The sequence below is a fragment of the Streptomyces coryli genome, assembly GCF_011044975.1.
GTDB lineage: Bacteria > Actinomycetota > Actinomycetes > Streptomycetales > Streptomycetaceae > Streptomyces > Streptomyces coryli.
In genome coordinates, this window is record NZ_JAAKZV010000052.1 from 1 (window position 1) to 19,648 (window position 19,648).

15 protein-coding genes are annotated in these 19,648 nt (G+C 71.1%); 5 read left to right on the plus strand and 10 right to left on the minus strand.

All coding sequences use genetic code 11. From position 1 onward, the window contains the following. A partial coding sequence (locus G5C51_RS14465; protein ID WP_420824808.1) for a sulfurtransferase occupies positions 1 to 225 on the plus strand: 225 nt, incomplete at its 5' end. 29 nt (positions 226 to 254) lie between these two features. Here G5C51_RS14465 and G5C51_RS14470 read toward each other — a convergent pair. Further along, positions 255 to 2,981: a bifunctional acetate--CoA ligase family protein/GNAT family N-acetyltransferase gene (locus tag G5C51_RS14470; RefSeq protein WP_165237201.1), complete on the minus strand. Its 2,727-nt coding sequence runs from the start codon at positions 2,979 to 2,981 to the stop codon at positions 255 to 257. 277 nt (positions 2,982 to 3,258) lie between these two features. On the opposite strand from G5C51_RS14470, the gene G5C51_RS14475 reads away from it, so the two are divergent. Further along, entirely contained in the window at positions 3,259 to 3,540 is a 282-nt protein-coding gene (locus G5C51_RS14475; RefSeq protein ID WP_165237203.1) for an HPr family phosphocarrier protein, read from the plus strand. Positions 3,541 to 3,633: 93 nt separating this feature from the next. Here G5C51_RS14475 and G5C51_RS14480 read toward each other — a convergent pair whose 3' ends face one another. From G5C51_RS14480 to G5C51_RS14490, 3 genes are all read right to left on the minus strand, one after another. After that, a complete protein-coding gene (locus tag G5C51_RS14480) occupies positions 3,634 to 4,314 on the minus strand; it encodes a GntR family transcriptional regulator (protein ID WP_165237205.1) in 681 nt (226 codons plus the stop codon). A gap of 148 nt (positions 4,315 to 4,462) precedes the next feature. After that, positions 4,463 to 5,833 (minus strand): M16 family metallopeptidase, encoded by a 1,371-nt coding sequence (locus tag G5C51_RS14485; RefSeq protein ID WP_165237257.1) that lies wholly within the window; start codon positions 5,831 to 5,833, stop codon positions 4,463 to 4,465. An 11-nt stretch (positions 5,834 to 5,844) separates the two neighbouring features. After that, positions 5,845 to 7,188: a M16 family metallopeptidase gene (locus G5C51_RS14490; protein WP_165237207.1), complete on the minus strand. Its 1,344-nt coding sequence runs from the start codon at positions 7,186 to 7,188 to the stop codon at positions 5,845 to 5,847. 196 nt (positions 7,189 to 7,384) lie between these two features. On the opposite strand from G5C51_RS14490, the gene G5C51_RS14495 reads away from it, so the two are divergent. After that, positions 7,385 to 9,841: a DNA gyrase/topoisomerase IV subunit A gene (locus G5C51_RS14495; protein WP_165237209.1), complete on the plus strand. Its 2,457-nt coding sequence runs from the start codon at positions 7,385 to 7,387 to the stop codon at positions 9,839 to 9,841. A 60-nt stretch (positions 9,842 to 9,901) separates the two neighbouring features. Here the strand turns inward: G5C51_RS14495 and G5C51_RS14500 are convergent, their stop codons facing one another. From G5C51_RS14500 to G5C51_RS14520, 5 genes are all read right to left on the minus strand, one after another. Next, on the minus strand, positions 9,902 to 11,497 hold the full coding sequence (locus G5C51_RS14500; RefSeq protein WP_165237211.1) for an alpha-amylase family glycosyl hydrolase: 1,596 nt from the start codon (positions 11,495 to 11,497) through the stop codon (positions 9,902 to 9,904). Between the two features lie 43 nt (positions 11,498 to 11,540). After that, positions 11,541 to 12,431 (minus strand): carbohydrate ABC transporter permease, encoded by an 891-nt coding sequence (locus G5C51_RS14505; RefSeq protein ID WP_165237213.1) that lies wholly within the window; start codon positions 12,429 to 12,431, stop codon positions 11,541 to 11,543. A gap of 4 nt (positions 12,432 to 12,435) precedes the next feature. Next, on the minus strand, positions 12,436 to 13,401 hold the full coding sequence (locus tag G5C51_RS14510; protein WP_165237215.1) for a carbohydrate ABC transporter permease: 966 nt from the start codon (positions 13,399 to 13,401) through the stop codon (positions 12,436 to 12,438). Positions 13,402 to 13,418: 17 nt separating this feature from the next. Next, entirely contained in the window at positions 13,419 to 14,813 is a 1,395-nt protein-coding gene (locus G5C51_RS14515) for an extracellular solute-binding protein (RefSeq protein WP_165237217.1), read from the minus strand. Between the two features lie 163 nt (positions 14,814 to 14,976). Continuing rightward, on the minus strand, positions 14,977 to 15,984 hold the full coding sequence (locus G5C51_RS14520; protein ID WP_165237219.1) for a LacI family DNA-binding transcriptional regulator: 1,008 nt from the start codon (positions 15,982 to 15,984) through the stop codon (positions 14,977 to 14,979). 95 nt (positions 15,985 to 16,079) lie between these two features. Here G5C51_RS14520 and G5C51_RS14525 point away from each other — a divergent pair, with 95 nt between their 5' ends. Beyond that, positions 16,080 to 16,988, plus strand: coding sequence for a sucrase ferredoxin (locus G5C51_RS14525; RefSeq protein ID WP_165237221.1), 909 nt, complete (start codon positions 16,080 to 16,082; stop codon positions 16,986 to 16,988). Positions 16,989 to 17,021: 33 nt separating this feature from the next. Then, on the plus strand, positions 17,022 to 18,677 hold the full coding sequence (locus G5C51_RS14530; protein ID WP_165237223.1) for an ATP-binding protein: 1,656 nt from the start codon (positions 17,022 to 17,024) through the stop codon (positions 18,675 to 18,677). A 6-nt stretch (positions 18,678 to 18,683) separates the two neighbouring features. On the opposite strand, the gene G5C51_RS14535 is transcribed toward G5C51_RS14530, so the two are convergent. Further along, positions 18,684 to 19,598 carry an SGNH/GDSL hydrolase family protein gene (locus G5C51_RS14535; protein WP_206313830.1) on the minus strand — a complete coding sequence of 305 codons (915 nt, stop codon included), beginning with the start codon at positions 19,596 to 19,598 and terminating at the stop codon, positions 18,684 to 18,686. Positions 19,599 to 19,648: the final 50 nt, after the last annotated feature.

A 19,648-nucleotide genomic window follows, 5' to 3' on the forward strand; every position in this document is an offset into this window, starting at 1 on the left:
GACGGGTGCTTCCGGGCGGTGGGGGAGCTGGAGTCGCGGTTTGCTGGGCTCGGGGCTACCGGGGATGCGGAAGTCGGGGTGTACTGCGGCTCTGGAGTGTCGGCGGCGCAGCAGGTATTGGCGCTGGACGTGGCGGGGGTACGAGCGGGGTTGTACGTGGGGTCGTGGTCGGAGTGGTCGGGCGATCCGGAGCGGCCGGTGGCTACGGGGGCAGAGGCCGGCTAGCCACCGGCAGGGCGCTCTTGCTGGGGCGTTCAGTACGACGGCAGGGTGCGTGGTCCCAGGTCTGTGCGGGGTGGGGGCTGGGCTAGGCGTACCGTCGCTGAGAGGGCCATTGCGCCCTGGGTGGCGACCACTACGGGGGTCAACTCGACGCCTACTACCTCGGGATGGTCGTCCACCAGGAGCGATACCCGTAGCAGGAGCTCCTCCAGTGAAGGCGTGTCCACGGCGTCTGCGCCGCGCCAGCCGAAGAGGAGGGGGGCGGCTCGGATCGAGCGCACCAGTGCTGCCGCCTCGCGGTCTGTGACCGGGACCAGGCGGTGTCCTACGTCTCCCAGTAGCTCGGACGGTGCTCCCGAGAGGCCGAAGGACAGCACCGCTCCTACCGAGGGCTCCACTGTCGCCCGGACCACGGTGTCCACGCCGCGTGGTGCCATCGCCTGGACCACCAGGTGCAGTTCCTCGCTCTTGCCGAGGGCCTGGGTGAGTTCGTCGTGGGCGCGGCGCAGGGCGCCCTCGTCGGCCAAGTCCAGGCGTACGCCGCCCAGATCGGGGCGGTGCCGGAGGTGGGCGGCGGTGGTTTTCAGGGCTACCGGGTAGCCGAGGCGTGTCGCCGCGGCGGCTGCCGTGTCCGGGTCGGGGGCCGGGAGTACCGGCAGTACGGGGATGCCGTAGCGGGCCAGCAGTGCGGTGGCGGCGTCCGTGTCCAGTTCGAGGACCTCGCCCTCGGCGCGGTCCGCGAGGGCCCGTTCGATGTCCGCCGCCGCCCCGGTCTCGTCCACGTCGTCCAGCTCCGGGACCCGGCCGGGTGCTGCCTCGTCGCGTCGCCACATGGCGTATCGCACCGCCGATGCCAGCGCCCGGGCCGCGCCCTCGGCGGCGTCGTAGGCCGGGATCGTACGGGCTGCCCCCGACGCCAGCGACTCCGCGAGGCCTTCCAGGGCCAGGGACACCACCGCCACCGGCTTCGCCGGTACCGCTTCGGCGAGCCCCGCGCGCAGGGCCTCCGCCAGCGACTCCGCGTCCTGCGGGCCCGGAGCCGCGGCCAGTGCCGGGAGGTCCGGGTCCGCGACCCACGGGATGGCCGTGACGACCACGGCGTCGCAGGCGTCGTCCGCCAGGACCGATGCCAGCGCCTGCCGGAAGTCCGCGGGTCCCGCGCCGCCGCCGAGGTCGCGCGGGAGCTGCGGGCGCAGGCCCTGGGCCAGGCAGGCGTCGTAGGTGAGCAGGCCGAGGGACTCCGAGTTGCCGACGATCGCCACCCGCGGGCCTGCGGGCAGCGGCTGGGTCGCCAGCAGCAGGCCGGTGTCCACCAGTTCCGTGACCGTGTCCGCGCGGATCACGCCCGCCTGTCCCAGCAGCTCCGAGACCGTCTCCGGCGACACGCCCGTCGCGGGCACCGCGTGGCCCGCCGGCGAGCTGCCCGTGTGCCGCGCGCCCTTCACCACCACGACCGGCTTCTGCGCCGCCGTGCGCTTGGCCAGGCGCGTGAACTTGCGCGGGTTGCCGATCGACTCCAGGTACATCAGCACCACGTCCGTGCCCGGGTCGTCGTGCCAGAACTGGAGGAAGTCGTTCCCCGAGACGTCGGCCCGGTTCCCCGCCGAGACGAAGGTCGACACCCCGGCACCCGCCCGCCGGTGCATCGCGGTCAGCAGGGCGATGCCGATCGCTCCCGATTGCGTGAAGACGCCGGTGCGGCCCGGCAGCGGGGTCGTCGGGGCCAGGGACGCGTTCAGTCTCACGTCGCCCGCCTGCTGCACCAGGCCGAAGGCGTTCGGGCCGATCAGCCGCATGCCGTACGAGCGCACCTGGCGGACCAGCTCGCGCTGGCGGGTGCGGCCCTCGTCACCGGGCTCGTCCGCGTAGCCCGCCGTGAGCACCACCAGGCCCTGCACGCCGTGCTCGCCGCAGTCCGCCACCACGGAGGGGACCTCGGCCGGCGGGACCGCCACCACCGCCAGGTCGACCGGGCCTGCGATGTCCCGCACCGAGCGGTGCGCGGGGACGCCCTCCAGCTCCTGCCGGCCGTCCTCCAGCGCCCGGTTCACCGCGTACACCGCGCCGCCGAAGCCGCCGTCGAGCAGGTTGCGCAGCACCGTACGGCCCACGCCGCCGGGACGCCGGCCCGTGCCGACGACCGCCACCGAGCCAGGGGACAGCAGCCGCTGCACCGACCTGGCCTCGGCGCGCTGCTCGCGCGCCCGCATCACCGCGACGGACTTCTCGGTCGGCTCCAGGTCGAACTCCAGCCGCACCACGCCGTCCTCGAAGGTGCGCTTCTGGGTGTAGCCGGCGTCCGTGAAGACCTTGATCATCTTGGTGTTGCCGGGCAGCACCTCGGCCGCGAAGCGGCGGATGCCGCGCTCCCTGGCGCAGGCCGCGATGTGCTCCATCAGCGCCGAGGCGACGCCGCGGCCCTGGTGCTCGTCCTGGACCAGGAAGGCGACCTCGGCCTCGGTCGGCGCGATCCGGTCGTAGCGCACGGTCGCGATGAACTGCTCCCCCACGACCGCCGCCAGACCCACCCGGTCCACATAGTCGTGGTGGGTGAAGCGGTGCACGTCCTTGTCGGACAGCCGCGGGTACGGGGCGAAGAAGCGGAAGTACTTCGACTCGTCGGAGACGCGCTCGTAGAAGGCGACGAGCCGGTCGGCGTCCTCCGGGCCGATGGGGCGGATCTGGGCAGTGCCGCCGTCGCGGAGCACGACGTCGGCCTCCCAGTGCGCGGGGTAGTCGGGTGCCGGTTCGGTGCCCATGGGGCAAGAGTAGGGCCTGTCTTGCGGAACTTGTCGGCTAGCACGGGGCGGTGCCGGGAGCGGGTGGGCGTATGGCCTGGCCATGGGCATAGGAGCGTGCGTGCCGGGCGGCGCGGGACCCGGCAAGTTCCGCAAGACAGGCCCTGGCGGGGCACCGCATTGGACCGGTTCCGCTCGCGGTCGCCGCCGCAGCAGGGCAGGGTGGGGGTTGCCGGAGCACCCCGGACCCCGTGCGAGAATGGTCTAGACAACCGTAACGACCTGAAGGGCAACACCAATGGCTGAGCGCCGTGTCACCGTCGGTTGGGCCGAGGGCCTGCACGCCCGTCCCGCCTCGATCTTCGTCCGCGCCGCCACCGCTGCGGGCGTCCCCGTGACCATCGCGAAGAACGGCGGCAACCCGGTCAACGCCGCGTCGATGCTCGCCGTGCTCGGCCTGGGCGCGAAGGGCGGCGAGGAGATCATCCTGGCGTCCGACGCCGAGGGCGCCGACGGCGCTCTGGACCGCCTGGCGAAGCTGGTCTCCGAGGGGCTCGAGGAGCTTCCCGAGACCGTCTGATACGCGACGTCACTGAGCCGCACAATGGCCGGAATAATACTCCGGCCGGTGCGGCTCACTGCTTTTTTCCTTTTTGCAATTACCTCAATTTTGTTACGGGCGTTCGCCCGCCATGTTTACGGCGTGTTTCCGGGAACTCACACCCGCCGGGATGCGGAATTCGTACGATCCCGCGGAACGCTCCACATGCAGCGCCGCCAGACCACGCGCCCGCTCCGCGTCGCCGCGGGCCACCGCGTCCACGATCGCGCCGTGCTCGGCCCAGGAGTCCACGGCGCGGCGGTGCGGCGCCACCGCGTACATCCACGCGATCTTCCGGCGCAGCTGGATCAGCAGCCCGGCGAGGCTCGGCGAGGCCGTGGCCTGGGCGAGTGTCTCGTGGAACCAGCCGCTGAGCGACGGCAGTTCGCTGACCTGGCCGCGGGCCGCCCGCTCCTGGCCGAGCCGGACCAGGCCGCGCAGGACCTTCAGATGCGCGTCGGTGCGGCGCTTGGCCGCGCGCGCCGCGCCCAGCGGCTCCAACAGGGCCCGGATGTCCAGCAGATCGGCCGCGTCCTCCGGTCCCGGCTCGGCAACCATGGCCCCGACGTGCCGTTTTGTGGTGACGAAGCCCTCCGACTCCAAGGTCCGCAGCGCCTCGCGTACGGGGACCCTGCTGACGCCGTAGCGGCGGGCCAGGTGCTCCTCGGTCAGGCGTGCGCCGGGGGCGAAGAATCCGGAGACGATGTCGTCGCGGATCGCCGTGCACACTGCATGCGAGGACCCGCCGTTCATCGTTCTCTCCGCATTTTATCCGCCTCCCTGGCCCGCCTCAGGAATGGACAGTATGGCAGCGGGATTGGAATTGCGGCAGGAATGCTTCGGCAAAAGATTAAGCCCCGGCCAGGATGGCCGGGGCTTAATCTGTGAACTTTCGGGCGGATCACACGCCCTTGATCACGCGGACCTCGCCGATGCCGAGCGCCCGCACCGGCTCCTCGATCTGCGCCGCGTCGCCGACCAGGACCGTCACGAGGCGGTCCACCGGGAAGGCGTTCACCACCGCGGCGGTGGCCTCGACCGTGCCGGTCTCGGCAAGACGTGCGTACTGCTGCGCCTGGTAGTCGTCCGGCAGGCCCTGCTCGACCTGGTCGGCGAGGGTGTCGGCGACGGCGGCCGCGGTCTCGTACTTCAGCGGGGCGACACCCACCAGGTTCTGCACCGCCACGTCCCGCTCGGCGTCGGTGAGGCCCTCGGCGGCGAGCGTGCGCAGCACCGTCCAGGTGTCCTCGAGCGCCGGGCCCGTCACCTCGGTGGCGACCGAGCCGCTGATGGCGAGCATCGCGGCGCCGGTGCCGTCGGCGTTGGAGCGCAGCACCTGGGCGAAGGCGCGGACGCCGTACGTATAGCCCTTCTCCTCGCGCAGGACGCGGTCCAGGCGGGAGGTGAGGGTGCCGCCGAGGCAGTACGTGCCGAGCACCTGGGCGGGCCAGACGCGGTCGTGGCGGTCCGGGCCGATGCGGCCGATCAGGAGCTGCGTCTGCACCGCGCCGGGGCGGTCGACGATCACGACGCGGCCGTGGTCGTCGGCGGTGACCGGCGGCAGCGGCTTCGGCTCGGCGGTGTTGCCGGTCCAGGCGCCGAGGGTGTCGGCGATGATCGCGCCGAGGTCGACGCCCTCCAGGTCGCCGACGATGACGGCGGTCGCGGTGGCCGGGCGGACGTGGGCCTCGTAGAAGGCCCGTACCGCCGCCGCGTCGATCCGCTTGATGGTGTCCTCGGTGCCCTGGCGCGGGCGCGAGGCCCGGTCCGTGGCCGGGAAGAGGTCGGCGGACAGGGCCATCGCGGCGCGCCGGCCCGGGTTGGCGAGCTCGTGCGGGATCTCGTCGAGGCGGTTGCCGACGAGGCGCTCGACCTCGCTGTCCGGGAAGGCGGGAGCGCGCAGGGCGTCGGCGAGCAGGCCGAGGCCCTTGGCGAGGCGGGAGGCCGGGACCTCGAGGGAGAGGCGGACGCCGGGGTGGTCGGCATGCGCGTCGAGGGTGGCGCCGGCCCGCTCCAGCTCGGCGGCGAACTCCTCGGCCGAGTGCTTGTCGGTGCCCTCGGAGAACGCCCGCGCCATGATCGTGGCGACGCCGTCCAGGCCGTCCGGCTCGGCGGCGAGCGGGGCGGCGAGGGAGACCTCGGCGGCGACGACCTTCTGGCCCGGGCGGTGACAGGTCAGCACGGTGAGGCCGTTGGGGAGGGTGCTCCGGTCGGGCGCCGGGAAGGCCCAGGGCTTGGGCTGCCCCGCCTGCGGCTGCGGGTGGAACGTCATCTGTGCGGCGCTCACTGGTCGGCTCCCTCTTCGTTCTCGTCCTCGGTGCTCTCGCTGGGCTCGGTCGGCTCGTAGACGAGCGCCGCGCGGTTGTCGGGGCGCAGCCGCTCCTTGGCCACGGCCTGCACCTCCTCCGCCGTAATGCTGAGGATGCGCTCGGTGGCGCTCAGGGCGAGCTGCGGGTCGCCGAACAGGACGGCGTAGCGGCACAGTTCGTCGGCGCGGCCGCCGACGGTGGCGAGCCGGTCCAGCCACTCGCGCTCCAGCTGCGCCTGCGCCCGCTCCAGCTCCTCGGGGCTCGGGCCCTCCTCGGCGAAGCGCTTCAGCTCCTCGTCGACGGCGGCCTCGATGTCGGGGATCTCCACGCCGCCGGACGCCTTGACGTCCAGCCAGCCGAGCGAGGGCGCGCCGGCGAGGCGCAGCATGCCGAAGCCGGCGCCGACGGCGAGCCGGTCGCGGCGGATCAGGCGGTTGTAGAGGCGGGAGGACTCGCCGCCGCCGAGGGCGGTGAGCGCCAGGTCGGCGGCGTCGGCCTCGCGGGTGCCGTCCTCGGGGAGGCGGTAGGCCGCCATCAGGGCGCGCGAGGGCACCTCTTCCTCGATGACGACGCGCTGCTCCGCGCCGAGTACGTCCGGCAGCGAGCCGTCCCGCGGCGGCTGCTTCCCCTCGTGGTTGGGGATGGAGCCGAAGTACTTCTCCACCCAGGCCAGCGTCTGCTCCGGGTCGATGTCGCCGACGACCGCGAGGACGGCGTTGGACGGCGCGTAATACGTGCGGAAGAAGGCCTGCGCGTCCTCGAGGGTGGCCGCGCTCAGGTGCTCCATCGAGCCGATGGGGGTGTGGTGGTACGGGTGGCCCTCGGGGAAGACCATCGCGGTGAGCTTCTCGAAGGCGGTGCCGTACGGGACGTTGTCGTAGCGCTGGCGGCGCTCGTTCTTGACCACGTCGCGCTGATTGTCCAGGTTCTCCTGGTCCAGGGCTTCGAGGAGCGAGCCCATGCGGTCGGCCTCCAGCCAGAGGGCGAGCTCCAGCTGGTGGGTGGGCATGGTCTCGAAGTAGTTGGTGCGCTCGAAGCTCGTGGTGCCGTTGAGCGAGCCGCCGGCGCCCTGCACCAGCTCGAAGTGGCCGTTGCCCTTGACCTGGGCGGAGCCCTGGAACATCAGGTGCTCGAAGAGGTGGGCGAGGCCTGTCCGGTCCTCGCTCTCGTGCCGGGAGCCGACGTCGTACCAGAGGCACACCGCGGCGACCGGGGTCAGGTGGTCCTCGGAGAGGATCAGGCGCAGCCCGTTGGACAGGCGGTGTTCGGTGGCGGTGAGCCCGCCGGAGCCGGCTTGCGGTGTGGCCGTCTGACCCATGGGCCGTATCGTCCCTTCGATCGCAGCATTCTGAAGTGCGTAATGATGTGGTCCCCACTGTATGTCGGTGCCTCGTGCGAGGGCGTCATGCCGGGTCGCGGTCACGGTTGTCGGTGCCTCGGGCCACAATGGGGGCCGACTGAACTACTGACTGACTCCTGCCCGATCCGTAAAGCCGAAGGGACCGCAGCCTAAGATGGCCCGCCGCAGCACGAAGGCAGCCCCGCCGCCGGACGACTTCGAGGAGCGCATCCTCGACGTCGACGTCGTCGACGAAATGAAGGGCTCCTACCTCGAGTACGCGTACTCCGTCATCTACTCGCGTGCCCTCCCCGACGCCCGTGACGGCCTGAAGCCGGTGCACCGGCGCATCCTGCACATGATGGACGACATGGGGCTGCGCCCCGAGCGGTCGTACGTGAAGTGCGCCCGCGTCGTCGGCGAGGTCATGGGTAAGTTGCACCCACATGGCGACCAGGCCATCTACGACGCCCTGGTGCGCATGGCGCAGTCGTTCTCGATGCGGGTGCCGCTGGTCGACGGGCACGGCAACTTCGGCTCGCTGGGCAATGACGACCCGCCCGCCGCCATGCGTTATACGGAGTGCCGTCCGGCCCCGGCCGCCTCGCTGATGGTCGAGTCCCTCGACGAGGACACGGTCGACTTCGAGTCGAACTACGACGGCAGCGAGCAGGAACCCATCGCGCTGCCCGCCGCGTTCCCGAATCTGCTGGTCAACGGCGCGTCCGGGATCGCGGTCGGCATGGCCACCAACATGCCGCCGCACAATCTGGGCGAGGTCATCGCCGCGGCCCGCCATCTCATCAGGTACCCGGGCGCCGACCTCGAGACGCTGATGAAGTACGTGCCGGGGCCCGACCTGCCCACCGGCGGCAAGATCACCGGGCTCGACGGCATCAAGGACGCGTACGAGACCGGGCGCGGCTCGTTCAAGATCCGCGCCACCGCCACGGTCGAGCAGATCACCCCGCGCCGCAAGGGCATCGTCGTCACCGAGCTGCCGTTCGCCGTCGGCCCTGAGAAGGTGCGGGCGAAGGTCAAGGACCTGATCGGCGCGAAGAAGCTGCAGGGCATCGCCGACCTGAAGGACCTCACGGACCGTCAGCACGGGCTGCGCCTGGTCTTCGAGATCAAGAACGGCTTCAACCCGGAGGCGGTGCTCGAGCAGCTCTACAAGCTGACGCCGATGGAGGAGTCCTTCGGCATCAACAACGTGGCGCTGGTGGACGGTCAGCCGCTCACGCTCGGGCTGAAGGAGCTCCTCGAGGTCTATGTCGACCACCGCTTCGAGGTGGTCCGCAGGCGCAGCGAGTTCCGGCGCCGCAAGCGCGAGGACCGGCTGCACCTGGTCGAGGGCCTGCTGGTGGCGCTCGTCGACATCGACGAGGTCATCCGCATCATCCGGGCCAGCGACAATGCGGCGGCGGCCAAGGACAAGCTGATGCGCCGCTTCGAGCTGTCCGAGATCCAGACGCAGTACATCCTGGACACCCCGCTGCGCCGGCTGACGAAGTTCGACCGGATCGAGCTGGAGTCCGAGCGGGACAAGCTGACCGCGGAGATCGCCGAGCTGACGGCGATCCTCGACTCGGACGCGGAGCTGCGCAAGCTGGTCTCCTCCGAGCTGGCGGCGGTGGCGAAGAAGTACGGCACGGAGCGCCGGACGGTGCTGCTGGAGGCGCCGGAGTCGACGGTCTCCGCGGTGCCGCTCGAGGTGTCCGACGACCCGTGCCGGGTGCTCATGTCGTCCACCGGACTGCTGGCCCGTACGGCCAACGGCCAGGCCTTCCCGGAGGCGGAGGACGGCAAGCGGGCGAAGCACGACGCCATCGTCTCGGCCGTGCCGACCACCTCGCGGGCGCATGTCGGCGTGGTGACGTCGGAGGGCCGGCTGCTCCGGCTGCCGGTGATCGATCTGCCGATCCTGCCGGAGACGGCGGCGGCGCCGACGCTGGCCGGGGGTGCGCCGCTGAAGGAGTTCCTGACGCTGGACGACGGCGAGACGGCCGTCTGCCTGATGACCCTGGACGAGTCATCGCCGGGCCTCGCGCTCGGCACCGAGCAGGGCGTGGTGAAGCGGGTGGTGCCCGACTATCCCTCGAACAAGGAGGAGTTGGAGGTCATCACCCTCAAGGACGGCGACCGGATCGTGGGCGCCGCCGAGCTGCGTACGGGCGAGGAGGACCTGGTCTTCATCACCGATGACGCGCAGCTGCTGCGCTACCAGGCCTCGCAGGTGCGGCCGCAGGGACGCCCTGCGGGCGGCATGGCCGGGATCAAGCTGTCGACCGGCGCGAAGGTGATCTCCTTCAACGTCGTCGATCCGGCGCAGGACGCGGCCGTGTTCACGGTCGCCGGGTCCACCGGCGCGCTCGACGGCGCCTGGATGCAGACGGCGAAGCTGACGCCCTTCGACCAGTACCCGCGCAAGGGCCGGGCCACCGGCGGCGTGCGCTGCCAGCGCTTCCTGAAGGGCGAGGACTGCCTCACCCTGGCGTGGGCCGGCGGCATGCCGGCCCGGGCGGCGAGCAAGACGGGCGCGGCCGTCCCGCTGCCGGAGATGGACCCGCGCCGGGACGGCTCCGGGACCCCGCTGCAGAAGACGGTGGCGGCGGTGGCCGGGCCCGTATAGCCGATACGGGCCGATCGCCCCCCGTGGGCGATCGGCCCGTCGTGGCGGCCTGGCTGCGGTTCAGGTACGCAGCCAGACCGCCGTGTCCTGCGGCAGCCGGCCGCCCTGGAGCGGGCCGGAGGCGAGCAGGACGGCGGTGTGCGGCGGGAGTTCGGCCGGCCGCCCGTTGATGTTGATCACGCAGACGAAGTCGCCGCCGTCGCGGGCGAAGGCGAGCACGCCCTCCGGGGCGTGCAGCCACCGCATCGGCCCGTCCCCGAGCGACGGCTCCCCGCGCCGCAGGCGCAGCGCCTCGCGGTACAGCGACAGCAGCGAGTCCGGGTCGGCTTCCTGCTTCTCGACGGCGTACGAGCCCCAGTCCGCCGGCTGCGGCATCCAGGGCGCGGCGCCGCCGTCGGGGCCGAAGCCGTACGAGCTTCCGCCCGACGACCAGGGAAGCGGGACCCGGCAGCCGTCGCGGCCGGGGTCCGTGCCGCCGGAGCGGAAGTGCATGGGGTCCTCGATGCGGTCCTTCGGGATCTCCACCTCGGGCAGGCCGAGTTCTTCGCCCTGGTAGAGGTAGACGGCGCCCGGGAGCGCGAGGGAGAGCAGCGCCGCGGCGCGCGCCCGGCGGGTGCCCAGCTCCAGATCCGTAGGGATGCCGAAGCGCTTCTTCTCGAAGTCGAAGCCGGTGAAGTCGGCGCGCCCGTACCGGGTCACGGTCCGCGTCACGTCGTGATTGCACAGCACCCAGGTGGCCGGGGCGCCGACCGGCGCGTGATACGCGAGGGTCTGGTCGATGGACGAGCGCAGCTCCGCCGTGTCCCAGCGGCGCGCCAGGAAGTCGAAGTTGAAGGCCGTGTGCAGCTCGTCGGAGCGCAGATAGCGGGCGAAGCGCTCCGGGTCCTCCACCCACAGCTCGCCGATCAGCACCCCGTCGTACTCGTCGGCGATGGCCCGCCACGAGCGGTAGATGTCGTGCAGCTCGTCGCGGTCGACGAACGGGTGCGGATCGACGCCGACCTCGAAGTCCGGCAGCGCCGGATCCTTCGCCGCGAGCGCCGCGGAGTCGATACGGACCCCCGCCGCCCCCCGGTCGAACCAGAACCGCAGCACGTCCTCGTGCTCCTTGCGGACCCGCGGATGCGCCCAGTTGAGGTCGGGCTGCCCGGTGGCGAACAGGTGCAGATACCAGTCGCCGTCGTCGGTGCGGGTCCAGGGCACGCCGCCGAACTCGCTCACCCAGTCGTTCGGCGGCAGCGAACCGCCGGGCCCGCGCCCGGGGCGGAAGTGGAAAAGCTCCCGCTCCGGACTGCCGGGCCCGGCCGCCAACGCCGCCTGGAACCACGGATGCTGGTCGGAGACGTGGTTCGGGACGACGTCGACGATCGTGCGCAGGCCCCGCTCGCGGGCCTCCGCGATGAGCTTCTCGGCCTCTTCGAGGCTGCCGAAGGACGGGTTGATGGCCCGGTAGTCGGAGACGTCGTAGCCGCCGTCGGCCAGCGGGGAGCGGTACCAAGGGGTGAACCACAGGGCGTCTACGCCGAGTTCGGTCAGGTAGGGCAGCTTGGCGTGGACGCCGGCCAGGTCGCCGGTTCCATTGCCGTCTGCGTCGGCAAAGCTGCGAACGTAGACCTGGTAGATGACGGCATGCCGCCACCAGCTCGTGTCGGACACGGGTGATCCTTTCGATGCTCGCGGAGTGGGAGTGGGCGAGGGGTCAGCCCTTGAGCCCGCCCGCGGTCAGGCCGCTCATGATGTTCCGCTGGAAGATCAGGAAGATGAGGAGAGTGGGGATGGAGGCGATCGTCATGGCCGCGATCAGGACGTTCTCCGAGACCCCGGTGGAGAGCGAGTAGATGCCGACGTTCAGCGTCTGCTTATCCGGGTCCGGGAGCGTGAGCAGCGGCCAGAGGAAGTCCTTCCAGACATTCACGATCGCGAAAATCGAGACCACGCCGAGGATCGGCCGGGAGATCGGCAGGATGACCGACCACAGCGTCCGTATCCGGGAGGCACCGTCCATCGAGGCCGCGTCCAGCAGCTCCTGCGGGATGGAGTCGAAGAACCGCTTCAGCAGGAAGATGTTGAAGGCGTTGGTGACGGACGGCAGCCAGATCGCCCAGGGCGAGTTGGCCAGATTGCGCTCGAAGAGCGGCACGTCGATGACCGTGAGGTACTGCGGCACGATCAGCACCGTCGCCGGGATCATCAGCGTCGCGAGCATCATGCCGAGGATGACGTTCCCCAGCACGGGCCGCAGCTTGGAGAGCGAGTACGCGGCCGCCACGCAGAGCACCAGCTGGAAGGCGAGTGCCCCGAAGGCGTAATAGAGCGTGTTGCCCAGCAGCTTGGCCAGGTTCAGCCGGTCCCACGCGTCGCCGTACGTCTCGGGGCTCGGGTCCTTCGGATACGGGGTCGGCGGCGACTGGATGACCTCGGCGGTGGACTTCAGGCCGCCGGTGATCATCCAGTAGAGCGGCCCCAGGAAGACCAGGGTGAAGACCGTCATGGTCAGCCCGAAGACGATCCAGTACGTCACCTTGCCGCGCCGGCGGCCGAGTTGGGCCGGTGATATCAGGGTGCGGGGCCGGGCCTCTATCGCTGCCATGTCCTCACTCCCCGCTCGATCGGTTCAGCCGTGCATACGCCCCGGAGACACCGGCCAGCAGCAGGAGCAGCATCAGGCCGAGGGCGGCGGCGGCGCCGTAGTTGTTGAAGTTGAACGCGTATTGGTAGATCAGATAGACCACGGTGGTGGTCGAACCCTCCGGACCCGCCCCGCCGGTGAGCAGGAACGGCTCCACGAAGACCTGCATGGTCGCGATGATCTGCATCAGGAACATCAGCGACAGGATCAGCCGCGTCTGCGGGATGGTGACGTGCCAGATCTTGCGCCACAGCCCGGCGCCGTCCAGGTCGGCGGCCTCGTAGAGCTCACCCGGGATGCCTTGCAGGGAAGCCAGGTAGATCAGGGTGGCGCTGCCCATGTTCATCCAGGTCGCGGCGATGACGACGGACAGCATGGCCGTATCGGTGGACTGCAGCCATTCCGGTTCCGGCAGGCCCACCGACCCCAGGATGGCGTTGAAGAGGCCGTGGCCCGGGTCGTAGAAGTACTTGAAGAGCAGCACGGACGCGACCGGCGGCAGCATCACCGGCAGATACACCAGCAGCCGCAGATAGCCCTGCGCGTGCCGGAATTCATTGAGCAGGACCGCCACGAGGAACGGGAGCGCGAAGCCGAGCACCAGCGCCAGGGCGGTGAACAGCAGCGTGTTGCGCCAGGCCTGCCAGAACGCCGGGTCGTTGATGACCTGTTCGAAGTTGCGCCAGCCCACCCACGTGGTGACGCCGTTCTTGTTCTTCTGGAAGGCGAGCAGGAACTCGCGGACCATCGGGTACCAGGAGAAGAAGCCGAAGCACAGCACGGCGCCGATGAGGAAGCCGTGCGCGGAGAGGTTCCGGCGGATCGAGCGGGCGATGTCCTCGCGCCGCCGCCCGGCGGGCGGCCCCGCGGCGTGCTTGCCGCTGGGCCGCCCCTTCGGGGCCTCGCTCCTGGTGAGTGCGGGGGCCGACATAGTGCGTCTCGCTCCCGTCAGCCGTTCGCCAGGACCTGGTTGACCTGCTGCTCAGCCGTGTCGAGCAGCTTGTCCACGTCGGCGTTCTTGTTGGTCAGCACAGTCGACATGGCGACATCGAGGATCTTGTAGACCTCCTGCGCCTTCGCCGGCTCGGTCTTGCCGGGCACCGGGTTGTCGCGGAAGGCCTGGAAGTTCTCGACCGGCACCGTGGCGTCCTTCTCCCGCGCGGCGTCGTCCTTCTTACGGGTCTCGCCGGTCCAGAAGTCCGGCTGCGGCAGGCCGACGGGCAGGCCATCGGTCTTGATCTTCGGCCAGTCGAAGCGGCCCTTGCCCTGGGAGAGGAAGCGGAAGTTCAGCCAGGCGATGGCCGCCTTGGTCTTCTCCGGCGAGATCCCCTTCTTGACGTAGTAGGCGTCGCCGCCGGTCAAGGTGTACTTCTGCCCGGGGATCGGGCCCATCCCGAACCTGCTGTACTCGGCGTCGAGTTGCTGCGCCATCATGTTGAGGTCGTCGGGCGCGGCCAGGAACATCCCGAGCTTGTCGGAGACCATCTGCTTCTGCAGGTCGCCCCACTTCAGCAGCTGGGTCTTGCCCATCGACTCGTCCTTGAAGCGCATGTCCTTCAGCTGCTGCAGGACCGCCTTGCCGGTGTCGTCGTTGAAGGCGGCCTTCTTGCCGTCGGGGGTGACGACGCTCCCGCCGCGGCTGTAGACGGAGGCGGTGAAGTGCCAGCCGCCCTGGTTGGTGGCGCTGTAGATGCCGAAGCCGTTGACGCCGCCGCCGAGTCCAGCGATCTTCTTGCTCGCGCTACGGACCTCTTCCCAGGTCGTCGGCGGCTTGTCGGGGTCGAGGCCGGCCTTCTTGAAGAGCTTGCGGTTGACCAGCAGGCCCATGGAGTAGTGCTCGCGCGGCAGGCCGTAGAGCTTGTCGTCCGACTTCAGGTCGTTGAGGACGTTGCCGCTGATGTCCCCGAGCGCGGGCACCGTCTTGTTGTTGACGTACGGCGTGATGTCCTGAGCGGCGTCGTTGTCAAGAATTTGCTGCCGGTCGGTGAAGTATGCGTAGAAGACGTCCGGCTGCGACTTCGCCTTCAGCATCGCGGTGAAGCGGGGCGGCTCCAGGCAGGGGTCGGTGGCCTTCCCCTTGATGGTGACGTTCGGGTAGAGCTTCTTGAACGCCTTGATGTCCCGGTTCCAGCCCTTGAGCTCGTCATCCTTGGTCTTCGTCGGCATGCAGTCGATGCTGATCGTGACCTTGGCCTTCTTGTCCAGCGGCTTGCCGGCGTCGGAGCCGGGATCGCTGCCGCCGCCTTCATCGGTGCTGGAGGTGCCGCAAGCGGCTGCGGTGAGCGCGAATGCTGCCGCTATCGCCGCCGTTGTCCATGTACGGCGGAACCCGGAGCTTCTCATCGGTGGTCCCCTTCGGGCATGAGCGATTGGAGGGCCCCGCCTCCAAAGAGGGAGCCCGCCTCAGCAGCCCTCGCTGCCGAGGCGGCACACTCAACCACCGACGACTTGTGAACGCAATATCTCGCGCAGACTTCGCAAGAATTAAACAGCGACCTGTAGATCCCTATCGGACGGGTGCGGTAGACCCCCGTACGACCAGCTCCGGCTCGAAGAGCAGCTCGTCGTCCGCGACATGCGCCCCGCCGATCTGCGCCTGCAGCAGGTCGACGGCCGCCCGGCCCATCGCGTCGATGGGCTGCCGGACGGTGGTCAGCGGCGGCGAGGTGCAGTTCATCAGCGCGGAGTCGTCGTAGCCGACGACGGAGACATCGCCCGGCACGTCCTTGCCGGCCCGCCGCGCGGCCCGTACGACGCCCAGGGCGATGGGGTCGCTGGCGCAGATGAACCCGGTGACCCCCTCGGCGAGCAGCCGCCCGGCCGCCGCGGCCCCGCTCTCCAGTGAGTACTGCGACCGCGCGATGTGTGCGTCGGGCAGATCGAGCCCGGACCGCTCGGCCTCGAGGCGGGCGGCGGCGAGCTTGCGCCGCGACGGCATATGGTCCTCGGCGCCGAGCACGAGACCGATCCGCTCGTGCCCGAGCGAGGCCAGGTGCCGCCAGGCCTGCTCGACGGCGACGGCGTCGTCGCAGGAGACGGTGGGGAAGCCGAGATCCCGGATGCCTGCGTTGATCAGCACCACCGGGATGTGCCGCTCGGCCAGCCGCTTGTAGTGGTCGTGCGGGGCGTCGGCCTGGGCGTAGAGACCGCCGCCCGCGAAGACCACACCCGAGACCTGCTGCTGGAGGAGGAGGTCGACGTAATCGGCCTCGGAGACGCCGTTCTTGGTCTGGGTGCACAGCACGGGGGTGAGCCCGAGCTGGGCCAGGGCGCCGCCGACGACCTCGCCGAAGGCCGGGAAGATCGGGTTCTGCAGCTCGGGCAGAACGAGCCCGACGAGCCGGTTGCGCTCCCCGCGCAGCTGGGTCGGCCGCTCGTAGCCGAGCACGTCCAGCGCGGAGAGCACGGCCTGCCGGGTGGACTCCGAGACCCCGGGCTTGTCATTGAGCACCCGGCTGACGGTGGCCTCCGAGACCCCTACCTTCTTGGCTACTTCAGCAAGTCGTCGCGTCATGCGCGCAAGACTAGCGTAAGTCCGCGCAAGTCTTGCAAGACTCTTGCGAAGAGGGTTGGCACGGGCAGCGGACGATCACCGTTTACGCTCACGCAGTGACCACGTGCGCAACCGCCTCCCAGGCGCTTCACGAGCCGCTGGCCGGGACCGCCGCGACGGCGACGACCTGGCTGCTCATCGAGCAGCCGGGCCCGTGGGGCTCCAAGGCCCTGACCGAGAGCCACCTCGACCCGGCGGTCGGCCGCGCGCTGGAGTCGGCGGCGGACGGCACGGGGGTACGGGTCGCCCTGATCCGCCGCCCCGGGCGGCACGCGGACTGCGGCCGCGCGATCCGCCGGCGGGTCTTCGCGGCCCATACGGCCCCGGGCGCCTCATGGGTCCGTACGACGGAGATCACGGACCCGGCCGAGCTGCTCGACCTGGACTTCGCGGCACTGGGCGCCGGCGCTCGCTTCGACGGCACCCCCGCCCCGGCCCCCCTCGCCCTCGTCTGCACCAACGGCAAACGCGACCGCTGCTGCGCCCTCCTCGGCCGCCCCCTCGCCGAGACCCTGGCCGCCCAGGCCACCTGCGACACGTGGGAAATCACCCACATCGGCGGCCACCGCTTCTCCCCCACCCTGCTGCTCCTCCCTTACGGCTACGCCTACGGCCGCATGACCCCGCACGCGGTGAAGGAGGCGACGGAGGCGCTCCGCGACGGCCGCGTGATCACGGAGAACAGCCGCGGCCGCTCCACCTGGGACCGCCCGGCCCAGGCGGCGGACCTCGCCCTGCGGGCGCATCTCGGCGAGTACGGCGCGGACGCGGTGACGGTCACGGAGGTCAGCGGCACGCACCCGGAGTGGACGATCCGGCTCCGCCACGCAGCAGCGACCTGGTCGGTAGCCGTCACCTCGGCCGCCCCGGCGGGAGCGACGGCCACACCGGCGTCGTGTGGGGCAACGCCTGTCCCCCAGGAGCGACTGACCGCGGCCCGGCCCCGCTGTGAACTGCGCCGCTGACAGATATGCCCGGATCGCGTACGGTCCGTCCCCATGCACACCCAGGAGCCGCGCGGCAGGCGCATACGCTTCGCCCGCCCCCGCCGCCTGGCGTCCCAGGTGCTCGCCGTCCAGCTCGCCCTCACCGCCGGCGTCACCCTCCTCGCCGCCGCCCTCTTCCTCGCCCCGCTCAGCAACAACCTCGACGACCAGGCCATGCGCCGCGCCCTCGCCATCGCGCAGACCACCGCCGCCGAGCCCGGCATGGCCGACCGCCTCCTCTCGTCAAAACCCACCCCTGACAACCCCGTCCAGCGCGAAGCGGACCGCATCCGCCGCGCCACCGGCGCCGAATACGTCGTGATCATGGACGAGCGCGGCGTCCGCTGGTCGCACACCGAGGCGCACCGCATCGGCAGCCACGTCTCCACCGACCCGGAGCCCGCCCTCTCCGGCGCCGAGTGGATGGGCATCGACCACGGCACCCTCGGCCAGACCGCCCGCGGCAAGGTCCCGCTCCGCGACCAGAACGGCCGCGTGATCGGCGCGGTCTCCGTCGGCATCGCCTACGAGAGCGTCCGGGACCGCCTGGTCGGCGCGGTCCCCGGCATCCTGGCCTACGCCGGCGGCGCCCTCGCGGTAGGCGCGATCGTCGCCTACGCGCTCTCCCGCCGCCTCCAGCGCCGCACCCACGACCTGGCCTTCTCCGACATCTCCGCGCTCCTCGACGAGCGCGAGGCGATGCTGCACGGCATCCGCGAGGGCGTCATCGCCCTGGACAAGAACGCCCGCATCCGCCTGGTCAACGACGAGGCCCGCCGCCTCCTCGGCCTCACGGATACGGACGCGGCCGCCGTCACCGGCAAGCCTCTCGACGAAGCCCTCCCCCCGGGCCGTACGACCGACATCCTGGCCGGCCGCGTCACCGGCGACGACCTCCTCGCCGTCAGCAACAGCCGCGTCCTCGTCCTCAACCGCATGCCCACCGACGACGGCGGCGCCGTCGCCACCCTCCGCGACCGCACCGAGCTGGAGCGCCTCGGCCGCGAGCTGGACTCCACCCGCGGCCTCATCGACGCCCTGCGCGCCCAGGACCACGAGCACGCCAACCGCATGCACACCCTCCTCGGCCTGCTCGAACTGGGCCTGACCGATGAGGCGGTGGACTACATAGCCGAGGCCGTCGGCGGCCACCGCGCCACCGCCGAGCAGGTCACCGGCCACATCCACGACCCGCTCCTCGCCGCCCTCCTGGTCGGCAAGGCGACGGTCGCGGCGGAGCGCGGCGTGGAGCTCCACCTGGCCGGCAGCCTCCCGGACGAGGTCGTCGACCCGACCGGGCTGGTCACCATCGTCGGCAACCTCATCGACAACGCCCTCGACGCGGCCGTCGGCTCGCACGACCCCGAGATCGAGGTAGAGGTGGACGCGGACGAAGGCGGCCGCGCCGTCCACCTCCGCATCGCCGACTCGGGCCCCGGCGTCCCGTACGACCAGCGCGACAAGATCTTCACCGAGGGCTACTCCACCAAGCGCCTCCCGCCCCACGGCGCCAAGCGCGGCATCGGCCTCCCCCTCGTCCGCCGCCTCGCCGAACGCCAGGGCGGCGAGGTCACGGTCGACGACCGCCCGGGCGGCGGCGCGGAGTTCACCGTCTACCTCCCGGAAGCCCTCCGCGAAGCGACACCGGCCCCCGCCCCGCAGCCCTAGCGCGCCTCAGCGCCCGCGCCCCGTCCTCCCCAGCTTCGCCAGCACCGCCACCGCCATCTTCTCCTCACCCGTGGCATTGGGGTGGAACGGCGCCGCCGGATTCGCCGGCACCATCGGCTCGACCCACCGCTCCGCCGGCGGCTTGCACACGTCGTGGCCGATGCTCGGCGTGTACGTGTCCGCGAACTTGGCGCGGTTCACCCCGGCGACCGCCCGCAGCATCGAGTTCAGCCGCTTGCCCGTATCGCGCAGATACGGCACGTCGCCGTCCGCCATCTGCACGTCCGGGCGGCAGCCGACGCCGCTGTCCGGGACGATCACCGGATAGCCGACCACCACCACCCGGGCCCGCGGCGCCCGGTCGTGGATCGCGTCGAGCACCTTGTCGACCTTGAAGAAGGCCTCGCGGATGCGCTTGGACAGCTCGTCCTTGCCGCTCGCCTTGTAGTGCTTCTCGCACGGGTTCCCGGTCGGATCGGCGCCGGCGAGGGTCGTACAGGTGCCGATGATCTCGCCGAAGCCGATGTCGTTGCCGCTGATACCGACCGTCACCAGCGTGGTGTCCCGGCTCAGCGCGTCCAGTTGCGGCGGGTTGGTGCCCTGCGCCTGCCACATCTCCTTGGTGGTGGCGCCGCCGCAGCTGACGTCCTTGAAGGACGCCACCCGGTGCCGCAGCGCGACATGCGTCGGGTAATTGTGGTCGGAGCGGGCGCAGTTGGCGTCCAGCTGCCTCGGGATGCCGGGGCCCGAGGTGTACGAGTCGCCGAGCGCGACGTAGCGCTCGCCGTGCTTCGGCGTGGCCTGCGCCGGCGCGCCCCCCGCGCCCAGTACGAGTGCCGCCGCCCCGGTCGCGGCGGTGGCCACCGCCACCCTGCGTCTCCTGCCGGCAGCACCCTTGGTCGTACGCGCGTCTGCGCCCATCCCTGCCTCCACTCCCGTGACTTCCGCGTCACTTACCGGGAAGTAACAGT